This window comes from Agrobacterium sp. RAC06 (genome assembly GCF_001713475.1).
Classification (GTDB): Bacteria; Pseudomonadota; Alphaproteobacteria; order Rhizobiales; family Rhizobiaceae; genus Allorhizobium.
Genome location: NZ_CP016499.1, coordinates 3,563,323 through 3,579,743 on the forward strand (window position 1 = coordinate 3,563,323; position 16,421 = coordinate 3,579,743).

The window sequence follows — 16,421 nt, forward strand, 5'->3', positions numbered from 1 at the left end:
CTGCCTTTCGTTCAGGCCTGCGCGTCTTCGCGGCGTTTCCACAAGCGTGTCAAATTGAGGCCAAGGGCGAGCAGAACGCCGATGCCAAATCCAGCGATCAGGCCGCCAAGGGCGATCACCTTGCGAGAGGGACCGACCGGATCCAGCGGTGGGCGGGCCTCCGACAGGACCTGAATATTGGCGAGCGTAATGGCCTCCTGTTCCCCGGTTTCGCGGGTTCTGAGCAGGAAGGACTCGTAGACGGAACGGCGTGCCGCCGCCTCGCGCTCGAGTTCGCGCAATGTGACGAGGCTATCATTGTTCGATGCCTGGGTGTCCTTGAGTTCCCGGAGGCGGCTGGTGAGTGCCACTTCCTGCTGGAGGGAGCGATCCAGCTCGACCTGGAGGGCGCTGCGGATGCGGCTGAGTTCCTCACGGATCTGGTTGAGCATCCCACTGGCCTGCGATTGTGCCTCGATATATCTCGGGTGTTGCGGTCCATAGCGGGCCGCGATCGATTCGAGTTCCTTGCGCAGATCGGCATAACGCGTGCGCAGGACCGCGATCGTGTCGGAACTCACGTCTTCGGGAAGCGCCAGTTCACCGCCGCTGGAGGCTGCCATCTTTGCGATGCTGGTGATCTTGGCGCGCAGGCCGGCGGTTTCGACGCGCAGCGAACTCAGTCTTTCATTCAGCAGTTTCAGATCGTTGTCCACGATCAGTTTGCCGTCGACATTCACGAGGTCATTCGAGTTGCGGAAGCTTTCGGCTGCCTTTTCCGCCTCTTCGAGCTTCATGCGCAGGTCGGTAAGGCGGCTCGACAGTTCGTCCGATGTGCGGCGAACAGCTTCGGATTGCATCGAGGCCAGTTCGCGCTGAAAGACGTCGCTGACGATGTTGGCCAGACGCGCGGACTTCTCCGGATCCCGCGTTTCTGCAGAGATCGAAAAGATGAATGTCTTCTGATCCCGGTTCACATTGATCACCTCGTGAAGGTGGTTCAAGACCCGTGACTCGACATTCTGGGCGTCGCTCTGGGATGCTGGCGACCAGAGGGCGCTCAGGCCCGAGGGGCGGAGGGTGCCGTTGAATTCCGGGTCCTGCTTGAGATCGGCCTGCTCGATGACTTTCAACAGGACACTGTTCGACTTGACGATGCGCGCCTGACTTTCGACCACGGCGAGCGAGGCATCGGTGGGCAATTGATCGGTGGTCAACTGGTCGCCGACGGTGCGGATCTGCCTGGGGTCGACGAGGATGTCACTGCTGGCGACCCAGAGTTTCGGCAGGGTCATGGCATAGGCGGCACCAAAGAGGCCGCCGATCACCGTCGAGGCAATCAGAATGCGATGGGACCGTTTGAGAATGTCGATGACGATGAGGGGGTCGATCAGAGGCTTCCATTCGGCCTGATCCCGCCGGACGTCATGGCCGTCTCGATTTCCATCCTGACGACTGTCCGTGGAGATTTCAGGCGAAGGCTCCTGGATCGGCACGACAACGGGGGCGGGAGCAGGGGGGCTGGATTCTCCGACCTCCATGCTGTTCACCTGGCCCTCGAGCATGGATACGCGTGCCCGCAGAAAATCGAGGTGGTCGTCGTGGCGTTCCAGCATGTCCCGCAGGGAAGGTCGCCCGACACGGGTGTCTGCGGAGTGTCCGGATAGGCGCTCCGCGCCTGCGGCGCCGGGCTCTTTGCCTCCGTGACTGGTGCGATCATCGCGCAGATACATGTCAGCCCTTGCTTCGGGAAATGGTTCGCGTGGCGCGAATTTAATTTTTTATCAAAAACAAATGGTTAAAAGATCGGAAAATTAACCGTTTCGGACGTAGCTTCTGCAGGTGTCGACGCCGTCCGAAATGTGACCTGCGCCTTCAGCAACTCTGGACACCACGTGAACGCGATCCTTCGGCACCTTTCTGCAAACCGGCAGCTCCTACACTCCTATTTCTCGGTGATATCGGGATCTGCGGGGCGACTGGTCGTGTCTCTCGCCTACTTCGTCGTGCTGGCCAACACACTGCCGCTTGCGGACTACGGCGTCTTCGCCACAGCGTCGGGCGCCGGGCTCGTTCTCTCCCGGCTGCTGGCGCTCGGTTTCAGCTCACCGCTTTATCGCATTGCGGTCGTCAAGCCGCGGCTACTCGGCGTCTACACGGTTGGCTATCTGCTCGCTTCTCTTCTCTCCCTGCCGCTCGTCATCATCTCAGCGCTGCTGATCTATCTCCTGTTCTTTTCCGACGATGTCGGTCTGCTCACCTTTTCCCTGGTGATCATCGCCGAGATTTTGCTCTGGCGGTCTGCCGAGATCGTCATCATCGTCAACAATGGGCTCAAGCGTTTCGGGCTCGCTGCTCTCCTGGTGATCTTTGGAACTGCTGCACGCGCGGCTGCAGCTGGCCTCTTCTGGAGCCAGGCCTCGGTCCAGGACCTCGAGCATTGGGCATGGTGGTACATGGGCGCGAATGCCGTATCGCTGGTCGTTGCCCTCTGCTTCTACCCCCGCGTTCGGCTGCGGTTCGATATGCGGCTCTATCTTCGGCGGGTGCAGGATTCTCTCGCCGTCGCGGGTGCTGAACTGCTGTTCTACCTGCAGTCGGAGCTCGACAAGCTGATGGTGCTCGGGATCGGTGGGCCGGCCGTTGCCGGTGTCTATGCGATCATCATGCGGGTCGTCGACCTGACTGCGCTGCCGATCCGCTCCTTCAACACGATCCTGGTGCAGAAACTGATGCAGAGCCCTGACATGTTGAGGTCACTCAAGGTCAGGGTGCTCATCGAAGCAGGGTTGATGATCGTCTCCGTTGCCGGCCTCGCAACACTCGCCTTTCTCCTGCACCTCTATCCGAATGCGCTCGGCCGCAACGTGGCACCAGTTGCCGAGTTGCTGCCGCTTGTTCTGCTCGTTCCGGGTTTTCGGAATCTCGCGGAGTACCAGGGAGAGCTGATGTATGCCCGTGGTCAAAGCTGGCTGCGCACGTTGTGTCTTGCACTTCTGACACTGAGCAAGGCAGGGCTAATCGCGCTCCTGCTCAACAGTTTCGCACATGAGGGCCAGGACTGGATTGTTGCCTTGAATGGCGTCTTTGCCGGTCTCTATGTGATCTCGGCCATCTTTACCTATTCGAGCCTCAGGCTGCCGGCAAAACGAGTCTGACGGTTCTCGCCACGAAGCTCACCAATCGTGGTCAAAGGCCGAGGATGCGTCGGATTTCTGCGGGTTCAAGACCCAGGAATGACTGCATGCCGAGCGCCACCTGTTCAGGTGCCATGTCCGCCACGAAGGCACGGAATTCGTCCTCCGTGGGCGGTGGAGCCAGCCAGAAGACCTTGCAAAGCTCCGTCTGGTCGTGGAAATGACCCGCGCCGTGCTCGACGTCATCCACGAAGCGGCCATACATCATGCATTCCGAAAAACAGCGCTGCTTGCCCATCGCCGCGATCCAGTGCTCGCCCGTGACGCTCTCGATCCGCGCACACATGTCCCTGATGCTGCTTCGTTTCCAGGCGATCATCGTGCCGACATAGTCGCTCGTGGAGCGCTGCGTTTCGGGCAGACCGAACAACTTCCCGGCATTGGCGGACCAGCGTCGATGTTCGTCCATGGAGTCTGCCGTCAAGGCGCCGGGCCTGACCAGCAGGCGCAGCGCTTCGTCGCGCCAGAGCTGGCTGCAATCATAGGGCCGAAGGAATGCGACATCGGAATCCAGATAGAGAAACGCATCGTCCTCGACCAGGTCGGCGATGGCTATCCGGCGAAACTGCTGAACATGCCAACCGCGAAGCGGCTTAGTCTTGAACGATAGCCAGATGCGACGTCGGCCCATGGTCAGCGGATCGGGAAAGACCTTCAGCCAGGATGGCAAGAGGTCCTTCTCTCCGATGATCACCCTGCGCGGCGATTGCAGTGGCCGGAACAGCGGAACATCGCGGTCTTCGACGAGCACATAATGTTTCGTGTATCCCGTGACATGCGTGTCCAGCGTCTCGCAGAGCAAACGGAACCGTTCGAAGTCCGCGTGATAGCTCGCGGTGACAATGGCTGTCTTCATGACAGAGCTTCCTTTGCGCCTGATGTGGCCCCGGTCAGCATGTCGAGCATCTGCCTGATGCCGGCATCCATCAGCTGGGCCTGTGTTTCGGCAAAGACCCGGCCATCGAGCCGCTGAAGGTTGCCCGCCCGCGCCCGACGGATCTTGTCGTTGAGCGCTGCAGCGAAACTTTCGGGATCGTCAGCAATGGTGCAATTGTCGGGGATCGCCGCAATGCCGCGGACCGAGCTTGTCGTCGCCACGCTTGGCAGGCCGAGCGAGAAGGTTTCAATCGTCTTCAACTGCACGCCCGTGCCGGCCCGACTGATCAGCGGGATCACGGCGCTTTCAGCGACGAAATCTGTCGCGCGTTCCACCCTTCCGACGAAGTCGACATCGGGCCAGGCAGAAGCAAGATCGGCCGGGGTGCTGCCAGCGACCCTGATGCGCACATCGTCGAGCAGCCTGGGCGTCACCTCGTTTAAGAACCATTCCAGCCCGATCCGATTGGGATGCCATGTCCAGGTGCCCAAGAGGGCAAGATCATGCGCCAGTTTTCTCGTCTCCGGGAGCCGCGTCGATCTCTGAATACTTAAGGGGAGGAATACGGAGCGGTCCGGCGGAACGCCGAGATCCACCGCGTCCTCGGCAGCGAAGGTCACGACGCTGGTCGACCGGTCCCTGAGCCTGGGCTCAAGTGTCTTCAGAAGTCGCGCATCACGGGCGAACAGAATGCGCTTGATCAAGGAGCCGGCATTGCGGGCGTTCTCGGCCGACGAGCGATGCTCGACATTGTGAGCGACAAAGATCGATGGCTTGTCGGTGAACAGATCCGGAAAGGCTCCCGCGAGGGCGACGCCGTTCAAGACATAGCCGTCGAACGGGCCAGCGGCCGTGATTGCGCTTCGCACAGCCTCTTTTCGTATCACACGCAGCTTGGCGCTCGACATCGGCAGTCCCGTCGCAAGGGACATGAGTAGCCATTTGATCTTGAGCCAGGGGCCAGCCTTTTCGGTTCGCACTTCCACCTCGCCCAGAGCGGCCTCCGCATCCGGAGCGACGGCCTGTCCTGGCCAGGCGCAGCCGATGACCGTGGTGCGCACGCCTGCCCGTGCCAAGCCTTCCAGCAGGGCTGCATTGGCAAGTTCATAACCTGTTGAAGGATTGGCTTGTGCAACGAGCGACGTGACGAAGACCAGATGCAAGGACAAATCGCCACCTATGCGAGACACGATACTTTTTCGAGATGCAATTCTTAAACCTTATTCTCAGTTAGGGGCGTGAACATTCCTTTAAACCTGGCCACTTCAGTACCCCATTAACTCCGAATTCATGCCTCGACACCTAACGTTTCACAGGTTCGTGACGGGGCTTTGCCTATTGAAGGCAGACGTCCCTCTCGATCGCGTAAGTTGTTCAGACATGTCACGGGTGGCCAGCCTTGCGAGGTAAAGGCGCATCAAGTGATCGGAAGCACGGCGCATTGCTTCCCTTGTTTCAGTTGTTTGGATGCCGGGTTGGTCCTGCTGCCATGCATCTTTGATTGGTATTGCGTTCTGGGAGTGCAGCGAGAATGGACGCCAGATTACAAGAGAGCCGGGATCTGCCGCTTGCGGTCGATCTGGATGGAACGCTGATTGCGACGGATCTTCTTTGGGAGACGATCTTTCTCGCCCTCAAGACCAACCCGCTCATCGTCTTTCTGCTTCCGATCTGGGCGCTGGCTGGCAAGGCGCGCCTCAAACTTGAGCTGGCTCGACGGGTCACGCTCGACCCATCGCGGCTGCCATATCGTCAGGACTTCCTCGACTATCTCAGGGCGGAACGCGCTTCAGGCCGCACCATCGTTCTCGCGACCGCAGCGGCGGAGCCCCTGGCGCAGGCGGTTGCCGCCCATCTCGGCATATTCTCCAAGGTATTTGCCACACGCGACGGGATCAATCTCGCCAGCAAGGCGAAAGCCTCGGCGCTGGTCGACGAATACGGAGAATACGGGTTCGACTATGCGGGCAATGATCGCGCTGACCTTGCGATCTTCGACCGCGCCCGCAACGCCGTCGTCGTTGCGCCCGACCGGGCGGCCTCGCGCTTCCAGCAGGCGCATGACACCATGCGTTTCGACGCGCCCCGCACCCATTTCAAGACATATCTCAAGATGTTGCGGGTGCATCAGTGGCTGAAAAACCTTCTGGTGTTCGCTCCGCCGGTGCTGGCCCATGATTTCCTGATTGCCGAAACGATGTTTTCGGCGACGCTGGCCTTTATCGCGTTTTCGGCGTCGGCCTCGGCGATCTACATCATCAACGACATCATCGATCTGCCGCTCGATCGCGTCCACCCGCGCAAACGGCATCGGCCCTTTGCCAGCGGTGCGCTGTCCATCCCCTTTGGCCTCATGTGTTCTGCGGCTCTTCTGGCGATTGCTGCGGCGATCTGCTTCTTTCTGCCGCCGATGTTTGCCGCGATTATCGCTGTTTATATCGTTACCACCACGGCTTATTCGCTGGCGATCAAGCGGATGCTGCTGCTCGACGTCATTTGCCTGGCCGGACTGTACACTCTGCGCCTCCTCGGCGGCAAGCTGGCGGCGGACATCCCAATGTCCTTCTGGCTGATGGCCTTTGCGTTGTTCTTCTTCCTCTCGCTCGCATTCCTGAAGCGCTATGTCGAATTGCAGCATTCCGGAGCCCCGGAGCAGTCACGGATCGCCGGCCGCGGATATCGGCCGGAGGATATCGGCATCGTCGGTCAGAGCGGCGTGTCTTCCGGTTTCACCGCCGTCCTTGTTCTGGCGCTCTACATCAACAGCGACGTCGTCGGGAACCTCTATTCCGAGCCCTGGCTGATCTGGCCGCTGGTGCCGATCGTGCTCTATATCAACATGCGCGTCTGGGTTCTCGCCCATCGCCGGGAAATGAACGAAGATCCGGTCGTCTTCATCGCCTCGGACTGGCGCAGCCAGATCTTTATTGCGATCGGTGCGGCACTCCTCATCGTCGCCGGGATGGTGTGATGCTGGGCGCTTTCGACAGCTTCGGACGGGTTGATCGGCGGCAGCGCATGGCGCTACCGGTGGCCGACGCCCTCGCAAGACTGCGGGCCCCGGCTGAAGGCGCTGGTTTGTCGCTTCTGCCGTTCGGCAATGGTCGGTCCTATGGGGACAGCTGCCACAATGACGGCGGCGCGCTGGTGCCGATGCGTGCCCCCTCTGCCGATATGTCGCTCGACCCCGAAAGCGGTCTCCTCGACGCCGCCGCTGGCGTAACGCTGGAAGACATCATCGCTCTGGTGGCACCGCATGGCTTCTTCCTGCCGGTGACGCCAGGAACACGCCATGTGACGCTCGGCGGGGCCATTGCCAACGATGTCCACGGCAAGAACCACCATCTGCGCGGCACTTTCGGCTGCCATGTGGCAAGCTTCGAACTTCTGCGTTCCGATGGCGAAACCCATCACTGTTCGGCGACGAGCAATGCAGCTCTGTTTGCCGCGACGATCGGCGGCATGGGACTGACCGGGATCATCACCCGCGCACGGCTCAAGCTGATGCGCGTGTCTTCGCTGGATATTGACGAAGAGGTCGTCGCCTTCGCCAATCTTGGCGACTACTTCGATCGGGCCGAAGAGGCCGACCGGATCAACGAATATGCGGTGGCCTGGGTCGACCAGCTGGCGGCGGGTCGTTCCGCAGGACGCGGCGTGCTGATCACCGGCAATCATTCCGACAATGGCAAGCGGGAGGTCGCGACGCGGGCCAGCCGTTTGGCTGTTCCCTTCGATCTCCCTTTCTCGGCCCTCAACCGCCTCAGCCTTTCGGCTTTCAACGCAGCCTATTTCACGGCGAAGAGCCGCAAACACGGCGTGCACCGGGCGAGCTACGGAAGCTTCTTTTATCCGCTCGATGGCGTCCGTCACTGGAACAGGCTCTACGGTCCGCGTGGCCTTTTCCAGCACCAGAGCGTCATTCCGTTCGAAGCCGCACGGCAGACGATCCCGCTGCTGCTCCAGGCGAGTCGGGATGCTGCTCACGCCTCCTTCCTGACGGTGTTGAAGCGTTTCGGCGATATCGGTTCTCCCGGCCTCCTGTCTTTCCCGCGACCGGGCTACACCCTGACCATGGATTTTCCCAACCGCGGCGCGCCAACCCTTGCGCTTCTTGAGACACTCGATCGCCTCACGATCAAGGCCGGCGGTCGCGTCAATCCCTACAAGGACCAGCGGATGAGCCCGGCCACCTTCAAGGCCGGCTTTCCTAGCTGGTCGGAACTCGAGACGTGGCGCGATCCGGGGTTCTCATCGAACTTCTGGCAACGCGCTGTACTGAATCCATCGCACTCATGACGAGACCGGACAGACCATCCGACGAGAGGACATCATGAAATACATCCCCTTCATCCTGTTCACGGTGATGACCAATGCAGCCGCACAGCTGATGCTGAAATACGGCATGATCACGCTGGGTCCGATCAGCTTTTCGGCGGATACGATGATCCAGCGGATCTTCCAGATCCTGTTCAATCCCTGGGTCTTCTTCGGCCTTGCCATGTTCGTGGTGTCGATGGCTTCGCATCTCTACGTGCTCTCGAAGGTAGACCTTTCCTTCGCCTATCCCTTCCTCAGCCTTGCCTATGTCGCCGTCGCTCTCTGCGCCTGGCTTCTGTTCAAGGAGGAGCTTGGCACGCTCAAGATTGCCGGCATCGCCTTCATCTGCATCGGCACCGTCCTGATTGCCCAAAGCGGCAGTAGCAGCACCAAAACAGCGGAAGACAGCTCGATTGCGAAAGCGGTCGAGACCTGAGCATCAAACCAATCTGACACGACAAAAAACCAAGAAGAAAACGGGGTTTAGAACATGAGACACATCATCTTCGGTGGAGACGGGTTCGTCGGACGCTACCTGGCACCCAGACTGCTTGCCGACGGCCGCGAGGTTGTCGTTGCCGATATCGTGAAGAGCGACCTGCCGCATTACCGTGATGCGCGCTTTGTCCCGACGGATGTCACGGATCCGGATTCGATCCGCAAGCTCGGCATCGGCGCCGACGACATGGTCTACAACTTGTCCGCCAAGATGCTGTCGCCGATCCAGGTCCGCGCCAAGCGGCACGACTTCTTCTTCCCGGTCAATTTTTATGGCACCGAAAACATCATCAAGGCGATGGATGCCGCCGGCGCCAAGTCGCTGGTGCACTTCACCACCGACATGGTCTATGGCCATACCTATAGCTGGCCGCAGACGGAGGATCATCCGTGCAAGCCGCTCGGCGAATACGGGCTTTCCAAGCTGAAGACCGAGGAACTGGCGGCGGACTGGCGCAAGCGCGGCATGAATATCAGCCTGTTTCGCCCGCGCCTGATCATCGGCCCGGGCCGTCTCGGCATTCTCGCCAAGCTCTTCAAGCTGATAGACAACAACCTGCCGGTGCCGATGATCGGTTCGGGCAAGAACCCCTACCAGTTCATCTCGGTGTTCGATTGCGCCTCGGCCGCCCATGCCGCCTACAAGGCCGGCGTACCGAACGAGGTCTACAATCTCGGTTCGCTCAACCCGCCGCCGGTGAAGAAGCTGCTTGGCGATCTGGTCAAGCATGCGGGCTCGAAGTCGATCCTGGTGCCGACGCCCGCCTGGGCAGTCAAGCGCACGCTCGATTTCCTCGATCTCATCAACATGCCGCTGATGGACCCGGAGCAATATCTGATCGCCGACGAGATGTGCATCCTCGACGTGTCCAAGGGCGAACGCGAACTCGGCTGGGTGCCGCAGTATCGTGACGAGGACATGCTGATCGCCGCCTATAGCGAATACCGGAAATCGCTCGAAGGTCGTGTTGAACCCCATGCCGCAGCATCAAAGGCTGCGTGAGGAGACAGTGATGAATACTGCAGTCAGATTGAACGAACAGCCGACCCTCGATGCGGTGAAGGCGCCCCGCGCGAAAACCGAAAAGCCGAACCTTCTGTCGGTCGATCAGGCCAAGGCGCTTGACCTTCCGCAGATGACCGACCTCTTCACGCAGCACCTCAATCCCGGCCAGCTGCATTTCATGAAGCTGCTCGGCTTCCACAAGATCAAGGTCGAGCGTGCCGAGGGCATGTATTACTACGACCAGAACGGCCGGAAGATCCTCGACTTCTTCGGCGGCTTCGGGTCGCTTGCCTTCGGCCATAATCATCCGCGCATCATCGAGGCGCGCAAGACCTTCCAGGACGAGAAGCGCCACGAGATCGCGATCGCTTTCATGTCGCAATATGCGACGGCGCTTGCGCACAATCTGGCGGCTTGCTCGCCCGGTGATCTCGACATGGTCTTTCTTGGCTCGTCCGGTTCGGAAGCCATGGAAGCTGCGATCAAGGTGGCCGAGCGGGCTGCCGGCCCGCAGAAGCCGAAGGTCGTCTATGCCGAGAATTCCTTCCACGGAAAGACAAAGGGCGTCCTGTCGATCACCGACGGTTCGCTTTATCGCGGCCAGTTCAAGCTGGTCGACAATACGGTTCGCGTGCCGTTCGGCGATATCGAAGCGATCGAGAACGCCTTCCGCAGCGATCCGGAAATTGGTGTCATCGTGCTCGAAACCGTCCAGGGCGGTGGGGGCATCATTCAGGCGGATGCGGCCTTCTGGCAGAAGCTGCGCCAGCTCTGCGACCAGTATGGCGTTCTCTGGGTTGCCGACGAGGTCCAGTGCGGTCTCGGCCGTACCGGCAAGTTCTACGCATTCGAGCATTACGGTGTCGTCCCTGACGTGACCGCGCTCGCCAAGTCACTCGGCGGGGGCAAGACCGCGATGGCGGCAATGATCGCGCGACGCGAGGTCTACATGAAGGCATATGGTACGCCTAAGACGGCGATGATCCACGCCATGGCGACCTTTGGCGGCATCGGCGAAGCCTGCATCACCTCAATCGAAGCCCTCAACGTTCTCTATGACGAGGGCCTGATCGATCGCACCGCAGAGGTCGGCGATTACCTGCTCGACCAGCTCCGGATCCTGCAGGCGCGTTACCCGAGCCTGATCAAGGAAGTCCGTGGCCAGGGGATGATGGTCGGCCTCGAATTCCACGACTTCTCGCAGACCATGCCGCTGGTGCTGCGTCCGGTCATCGCGATGCTCGACGACAAGCTCAAGGGCTCGCTGCCGGGCTTCATCGGCAGCCATCTCCTGCGCGATCATGGCGTGCTGGTGGCCTTCACCGAGTATAACCGCAACGTCATCCGCCTCGAGCCGCCGCTTATCTGCGAGCGGGAACATGTCGACCAGTTCATCGCGGCGCTGGACGAGGTGATGTCGCGCGGGATTATCCGGATCGTGAAGGATTTCGTCACCGCTCAGGTGAAGTGAACCCCACGACCATGAAAGCCTACCGGCCGGGCCCTGAGCCCGGCCTTTTTATTGGGGCTTCAACATGCCCGGACGTAGCAGGAGATCCCAGCAAGGGTCGAGAGCGACCACCTGGCGTCCGCCGAGCGCTGCCGCATAACGTTCCTCAAGCATCCGCCGCCCGGTCGTGACAGGGCATTTCGGGCGAAGCACCCCGTCGGTTGCTCGAACCGCTTCCAGTGCGTCGGCTGACACCTGTCTCACAGTTCGGAATGGGTCTGCCCCGATCTGGATCTTGCGGGTCGCGTCGCGGTCGAGGATCCAAGGAAACGGATTGACGAAATCGAGCGTCATCAGACTTTCCAGACGGATCTGGTTGTCGGTCTCGAACTGCAGCAGCGCCTTGACCAGGATGTCTGCGGAAATGACCCAGTAGGTCTGATAATCGAGCTCGCTGTAGAGTTGCCAGCTCGGCAGTTGGCCCTGGTTTGCCAGGTCAATGTATGCCGCTCCCTGGGTGGCGTAATGGTTCTCCAGCATGACTGCCCGCTCCAGTACATCCGGCCGCATCGACACCTGCTGCATGTTGCGCAGGAGAGGAACGTCGGGCTGGACATAGGTCGGAGCGACCGCGACCGATCGCAGCGTCTTGTGTGCGACCTTGCTGAGTGTCGGGACGGTGCAGAAGGCGGCCAGCACGAGGAAGGTGACCTTCGTCCGGTCGACCACTTGCGGCAGTCGGTCATAGGCCATCAGCAGAACCGGCCAGATGAAGATGAATTCCTGGCTGCCCGTGTTCTGGGTCTCAAGGATCGTTCCGCCGAGCAGGGAGATGCCGAACCACCAGTAGGATCGGTCGAAGAACCGTCTCGGCTCGGATGCATAGTTGAGATCCGCCCAGATCATCACCAGCAGAAGCAGACCGGCCGGCATCAAGACGTCGAGCTTGCCCGAGGCGACGGTCAGGAACCGCGGCAGCAAGGCATCCTGGTTCATGGCGATCAGGTCTAGGATATCCCGGATGTAGGCCGAGATCATGCCGGTGCCGAGTTCGATGATCACGAGTGGAAGCAGAAAGGCGGCCGCGGCAAGTACGAGATTGCCAAGTGAAATCCGGCCGGCGAGCACGGCGCCGAGGCCGACCAGGCCACCGACGAGGAAGCCTGTGATCTTGGTGAGAAACAGGGCCAGCATGACCAGGGCGCAGAAGAGCGCAAAGCGCGGGCCGCCGCGCATGAAAACGAGGCCTGCGGTCAAGACATAGAGAAGAAGCGAGGTCTGCCGGTTGTAAATGCCGAAGCCATCAAGCCCCGGATAGGAATGGAAGAACTGGGCATTGGCCGGGAAGGCGGCAAAGACGAGAAAAGGGATCAGCAGGAGGAAGGCCGTGGCGCGGCTTTTCCTGTCTGCGTCGATCAGCACCAGCGTCATCAGCGGTGCGGTGACCGCGAGCTGTGACCATTGGACCAAAAGAAGCGGCTGCGCCCGCGGGAAGAGGTCGAGCCCCCAGGTAAAAAGGTAGTAACCCAGCGCGCCCACAGGCGTGGAAAAGTCGATGCTTGGGATCTGGCCCATTCGGATGCGCTGTGCGGCATCCAGATAGATATAAGTGTCCCAGTACATCGGGCCGATTGGCACCGCCAGCGGGAGTGTGAGCAGGACGAAAAGCGCGGCTACCGTCAGCCAGAGCCAAGCGATCGGAGACAATAGAAGATAAGACAGCGTTTTTCGATCACGCGTCTTCGAAGCCGAAATATCCACCACCGTTATTGTCCCGTCCGTCAATGCTCTGCCACAAATCGGGTCATGGTGTGCATGAAAGCTTAACAGGCCGGAAACGGTGCCGATCATCGTGCATGGTCTGTCGGCTGGCGCGGTCGCTCAGGGGTAGAGATGTTCCTGCCCTTTGCGGTCGCGCACAGCGTACCGCCCATCACCGAGATCGCGGACCGCGTCCTCACCGAGTGCCACCTTGCCGTGCCCGCCGGGCAGGTCGAGGATGTAGTGGGGGATGCAAACGCCTGATATCCGCGTGCGAAGCTCCCGCATGAGAGCCTGCCCTTCGGCGATGGATAGGCGGAAGTGGCCGGTGCCCGGCGCCATGTCGGGGTGATGCAGATAGTAGGGCTTGATGCCGGTCTCGACGAATGCCCGCATCAGCGATGTCAGTGTCTCGGCGTCATCATTCACACCCTTGAGGAGCACGCTCTGGCTGACCAACTGGACGCCGCCGGCGATCAGCCGCCGACAAGCCGCGCGCACCTCCGGCGTCAGTTCACGGGGATGGTTGGCGTGCAGCGCAAGGATCACGCTTTTGCCGCTCAGCGTCAGCGCCTCGACCATCTCGGTCGTAATGCGCTCGGGATCGACGGCCGGGACGCGGGTATGGATCCGCAGGACCCTCACGTGATCCATGGCAGCCAGACGCTCGGACACTTCCCGCAGGCGTCGTGGAGACAGGATCAGTGGATCGCCGCCCGTCAGGATGACCTCCCAGATGCCCGTATTTGCCGCGATATAGTCGAGCGCGTTTTTCAGGCGCTCACCCGCAAGGTTGCCGTCGCCCTGCGGGCCGACCATTTCGCGGCGGAAGCAGAAGCGGCAATAGACCGGACAGACATGCACGAGCTTCAGGAGAACCCGGTCAGGATAGCGGTGAACGATACCCTCGACAGGGGAATGCGGATGGTCGCCGATCGGATCGAGGCGCTCTGCCGGATGATCGATCAGCTCGGCAGGCGAGGGAATATACTGGGCGGCTATGGGATCGTGCGGATCTGTCGGGTCGATGAGGGCTCGTACCGTGGGAGTGAGCGCTATCGCGTAACGCTCCGCCACGGCGTCGAGCATCGTGGTCTCCTCCTCACGGATGAGCCCTTGTGCCACGAGGTCGGCCACGGAGCGCAGGGTCGTCTCAGCCAAAATGCGTCTCCGCCACCGGCGCCCAGATAACCTGGTCGATCCTCAGCGCGCCTGTCGCCAGCATCACCAGACGGTCAAAGCCGAGCGCGATGCCCGATGCGTCCGGCATGTCTGCGAGGGCTTCGAGGAAGTCCTCATCGAGTGGATAGGTCTCGCCATAGACGCGGTTCTTCTCGGCCATTTCAGCTTCGAAGCGCCGGCGCTGTTCGGCAGGGTCCGTCAGCTCGCCGAAGGCATTGGCGAGTTCAACGCCACAGGCATAGACCTCGAAACGTTCCGCGACACGGGGATCGTCGGGGCACGGGCGCGCAAGCGCTGCTTCTGCCACCGGGTAACGATCCAGGATGGTCACGCGGCCGTTGCCGAGTTTGGGTTCCACCTTTTCGACGATGACCCGGCTGAACAGGTCGGCCCAAGTGTCGTCATCTGCCGTGCGAATGCCAGCGTCCGCGAGTTGACCGGCCAGTGCATTGCGATCCGTCGTGCCATCCGTTGCGATCGTGGCCAATAGATCGATGCCGGCGTGCTGCGCGAAAGCGTCTGCGACAGAGATCCGCTCGGGCTCCGCGAATGGGTCGACGATCTTGCCGGCGAATGCGAATTGCCGCGTTCCGACCGTGCGTGCGGCCAAGGCGATCAGATCGACGCAGTCGCGCATAAGTTGCTCGTATCCCTCGCCGACCCGATACCATTCCAGCATGGTGAATTCCGGGTGGTGCAGCGGTCCGCGCTCGCGGTTTCGATAGACATGCGCGAAGCAGGCGATACGGGTCTCGCCGGCGGCGAGCAGCTTCTTGCAGGCGAATTCCGGAGAGGTGTGCAGGTAAAGCGGCGCTGCCGTTCCATCGTGGCCGATGGCATCTGTCCGGAAGGCGTGCAGATGGGCCTCGTTGCCTGGAGAGACCTGCAGGGTCGCGGTATCAACCTCGACGAAGTCATGCTCGGCGAAATGCGCGCGAAAAGCCGCCTGGATCCGGTTTCGGCCCATCAGGAAGGGACGGCGGTCCGCATGTACGGACCTGCGCCACCAAGAAGGGGATGATTGGCGGCTGTCAGTCATGCCGGAATCTCGGTCCATTTCTCAACACGGGCTGGCTATTTTACCGGATTTGGGTTAGTTGCGCCCGAGAAATTCAAAGAGGTCAGTCGGGACGGCCGTCCTTTACGACGGGTCTTACGCAGATACAAGGAATTCCAATGGTCAAGATTATCGCCTCGTCGGTGCGCAAGGGCAACGTGATCGACGTCGACGGCAAGCTCTACGTCGTCCTGACGGCTGAAAACTTCCACCCGGGCAAGGGCACGCCTGTCACTCAGGTCAACATGCGCCGCATCGTTGACGGCGTGAAGGTTTCCGAGCGCTGGCGCACGACCGAGCAGGTCGAGCGCGCGTTCGTTGAAGACGTCAATCACCAGTTCCTCTACGAGGACGGCGAAGGCTTCCACTTCATGAACCCTGAGAACTACGACCAGGTTGTCGTTGACGTCGAAACCATGGGCGACCAGAAGGCCTATCTGCAGGAAGGCATGGTATGCATCCTGTCTATGCACGAAGGCGTCGCGCTTGCCATCCAGCTGCCGCGCCACGTAACGCTCGAGATCGTCGAGACGGAACCGGTCGTCAAGGGCCAGACGGCTTCGTCGTCTTACAAGCCGGCGATCCTGTCGAACGGCATCCGGACCATGGTTCCGCCGCATGTCGACGCCGGCATCCGCGTCGTCATCGCGACCGAAGACAATTCCTACGTCGAGCGCGCCAAGAACTAAGAGCTGTAGCTCGACCGATACCGAAAAGCCCGGCGTGGATCACGCCGGGCTTTTTTATTTGCTCGTCATTTCCCCTAATGCCGGCGGGGCGCAGGGTGCCCCGCCGGCCGTTCTCACCGGTCACGCTTGCGCCATCACGGAGCGCCCGCGTGATCAGCGTCCGGCGAGAATGGGACTGCCGAAGTTCGATGCCTTGGGGCGGGCGGCGTTTGCCTTCATGGCATCGCCCCGCTCGAGCAACATGATCTGCTCCTTCAAGTGCAGCTTGATCTTCTTCAAGGCGCGGACCCTGATGCCATCAGGCTGCGGACGGCGCTGTTCCTCGTCAATCTTGGCGGCGACGATCGAATGGCGGGCTCTGAGGGCTTTGAGCAGTTGCTTCATGGCGATCTCCTTTCGTACGTC

General features: G+C 60.8%; 14 protein-coding genes. 7 read left to right on the forward strand and 7 right to left on the reverse strand.

What is annotated here, in order from left to right:
* Positions 1–11: 11 nt before the first annotated feature.
* Positions 12–1,595: a GumC family protein gene (locus BSY240_RS16955; protein WP_236759271.1), complete on the reverse strand. Its 1,584-nt coding sequence runs from the start codon at positions 1,593–1,595 to the stop codon at positions 12–14.
* Between the two features lie 279 nt (positions 1,596–1,874).
* Here BSY240_RS16955 and BSY240_RS16960 point away from each other — a divergent pair, with 279 nt between their 5' ends.
* Entirely contained in the window at positions 1,875–3,137 is a 1,263-nt protein-coding gene (locus tag BSY240_RS16960) for a lipopolysaccharide biosynthesis protein (RefSeq protein WP_069043079.1), read from the forward strand.
* A 31-nt stretch (positions 3,138–3,168) separates the two neighbouring features.
* Here BSY240_RS16960 and BSY240_RS16965 read toward each other — a convergent pair whose 3' ends face one another.
* Together BSY240_RS16965 and BSY240_RS16970 are read right to left on the reverse strand one after the other, a co-directional pair.
* Complete coding sequence (locus BSY240_RS16965) at positions 3,169–4,032, reverse strand: DUF6492 family protein (protein ID WP_069043080.1); 864 nt, start codon at positions 4,030–4,032, stop codon at positions 3,169–3,171.
* On the reverse strand, positions 4,029–5,222 hold the full coding sequence (locus tag BSY240_RS16970) for a glycosyltransferase (RefSeq protein ID WP_069043081.1): 1,194 nt from the start codon (positions 5,220–5,222) through the stop codon (positions 4,029–4,031). Before BSY240_RS16970 ends, BSY240_RS16965 begins: the two co-directional genes overlap by 4 nt.
* A 362-nt stretch (positions 5,223–5,584) precedes the next feature.
* Between BSY240_RS16970 and BSY240_RS16975 the strand changes: the two genes are divergently transcribed.
* Genes BSY240_RS16975 through BSY240_RS16995 form a run of 5 tightly spaced genes read left to right on the forward strand, consistent with a single transcriptional unit; the run spans position 5,585 to position 11,348 of the window.
* Positions 5,585–7,024: a UbiA family prenyltransferase gene (locus tag BSY240_RS16975; protein ID WP_069043082.1), complete on the forward strand. Its 1,440-nt coding sequence runs from the start codon at positions 5,585–5,587 to the stop codon at positions 7,022–7,024.
* A gap of 47 nt (positions 7,025–7,071) precedes the next feature.
* Positions 7,072–8,352, forward strand: coding sequence for an FAD-binding protein (locus BSY240_RS16980; protein ID WP_442856016.1), 1,281 nt, complete (start codon positions 7,072–7,074; stop codon positions 8,350–8,352).
* A 34-nt stretch (positions 8,353–8,386) separates the two neighbouring features.
* Positions 8,387–8,809 (forward strand): EamA family transporter, encoded by a 423-nt coding sequence (locus tag BSY240_RS16985; protein ID WP_054148622.1) that lies wholly within the window; start codon positions 8,387–8,389, stop codon positions 8,807–8,809.
* Positions 8,810–8,863: 54 nt separating this feature from the next.
* Positions 8,864–9,874 (forward strand): NAD-dependent epimerase/dehydratase family protein, encoded by a 1,011-nt coding sequence (locus BSY240_RS16990; protein ID WP_069043084.1) that lies wholly within the window; start codon positions 8,864–8,866, stop codon positions 9,872–9,874.
* 10 nt (positions 9,875–9,884) lie between these two features.
* On the forward strand, positions 9,885–11,348 hold the full coding sequence (locus tag BSY240_RS16995) for an aspartate aminotransferase family protein (protein WP_083229651.1): 1,464 nt from the start codon (positions 9,885–9,887) through the stop codon (positions 11,346–11,348).
* A gap of 48 nt (positions 11,349–11,396) precedes the next feature.
* Here the strand turns inward: BSY240_RS16995 and BSY240_RS17000 are convergent, their stop codons facing one another.
* The 3 genes from BSY240_RS17000 to epmA all read right to left on the reverse strand — a co-directional run bounded on the left by BSY240_RS17000 (position 11,397) and on the right by epmA (position 15,309).
* Positions 11,397–13,091, reverse strand: coding sequence for a hypothetical protein (locus BSY240_RS17000; protein ID WP_083229652.1), 1,695 nt, complete (start codon positions 13,089–13,091; stop codon positions 11,397–11,399).
* Between the two features lie 117 nt (positions 13,092–13,208).
* On the reverse strand, positions 13,209–14,252 hold the full coding sequence (locus BSY240_RS17005; protein ID WP_442856017.1) for a lysine-2,3-aminomutase-like protein: 1,044 nt from the start codon (positions 14,250–14,252) through the stop codon (positions 13,209–13,211).
* Positions 14,242–15,309 carry an EF-P lysine aminoacylase EpmA gene (epmA, locus tag BSY240_RS17010; protein WP_069044022.1) on the reverse strand — a complete coding sequence of 356 codons (1,068 nt, stop codon included), beginning with the start codon at positions 15,307–15,309 and terminating at the stop codon, positions 14,242–14,244. Before epmA ends, BSY240_RS17005 begins: the two co-directional genes overlap by 11 nt.
* A 137-nt stretch (positions 15,310–15,446) precedes the next feature.
* On the opposite strand from epmA, the gene efp reads away from it, so the two are divergent.
* Positions 15,447–16,016: an elongation factor P gene (efp, locus tag BSY240_RS17015; protein WP_054148625.1), complete on the forward strand. Its 570-nt coding sequence runs from the start codon at positions 15,447–15,449 to the stop codon at positions 16,014–16,016.
* A gap of 153 nt (positions 16,017–16,169) precedes the next feature.
* Here the strand turns inward: efp and BSY240_RS17020 are convergent, their stop codons facing one another.
* A complete protein-coding gene (locus BSY240_RS17020) occupies positions 16,170–16,400 on the reverse strand; it encodes a YdcH family protein (protein WP_054148626.1) in 231 nt (76 codons plus the stop codon).
* Between the last annotated feature and the right edge of the window lie 21 nt (positions 16,401–16,421).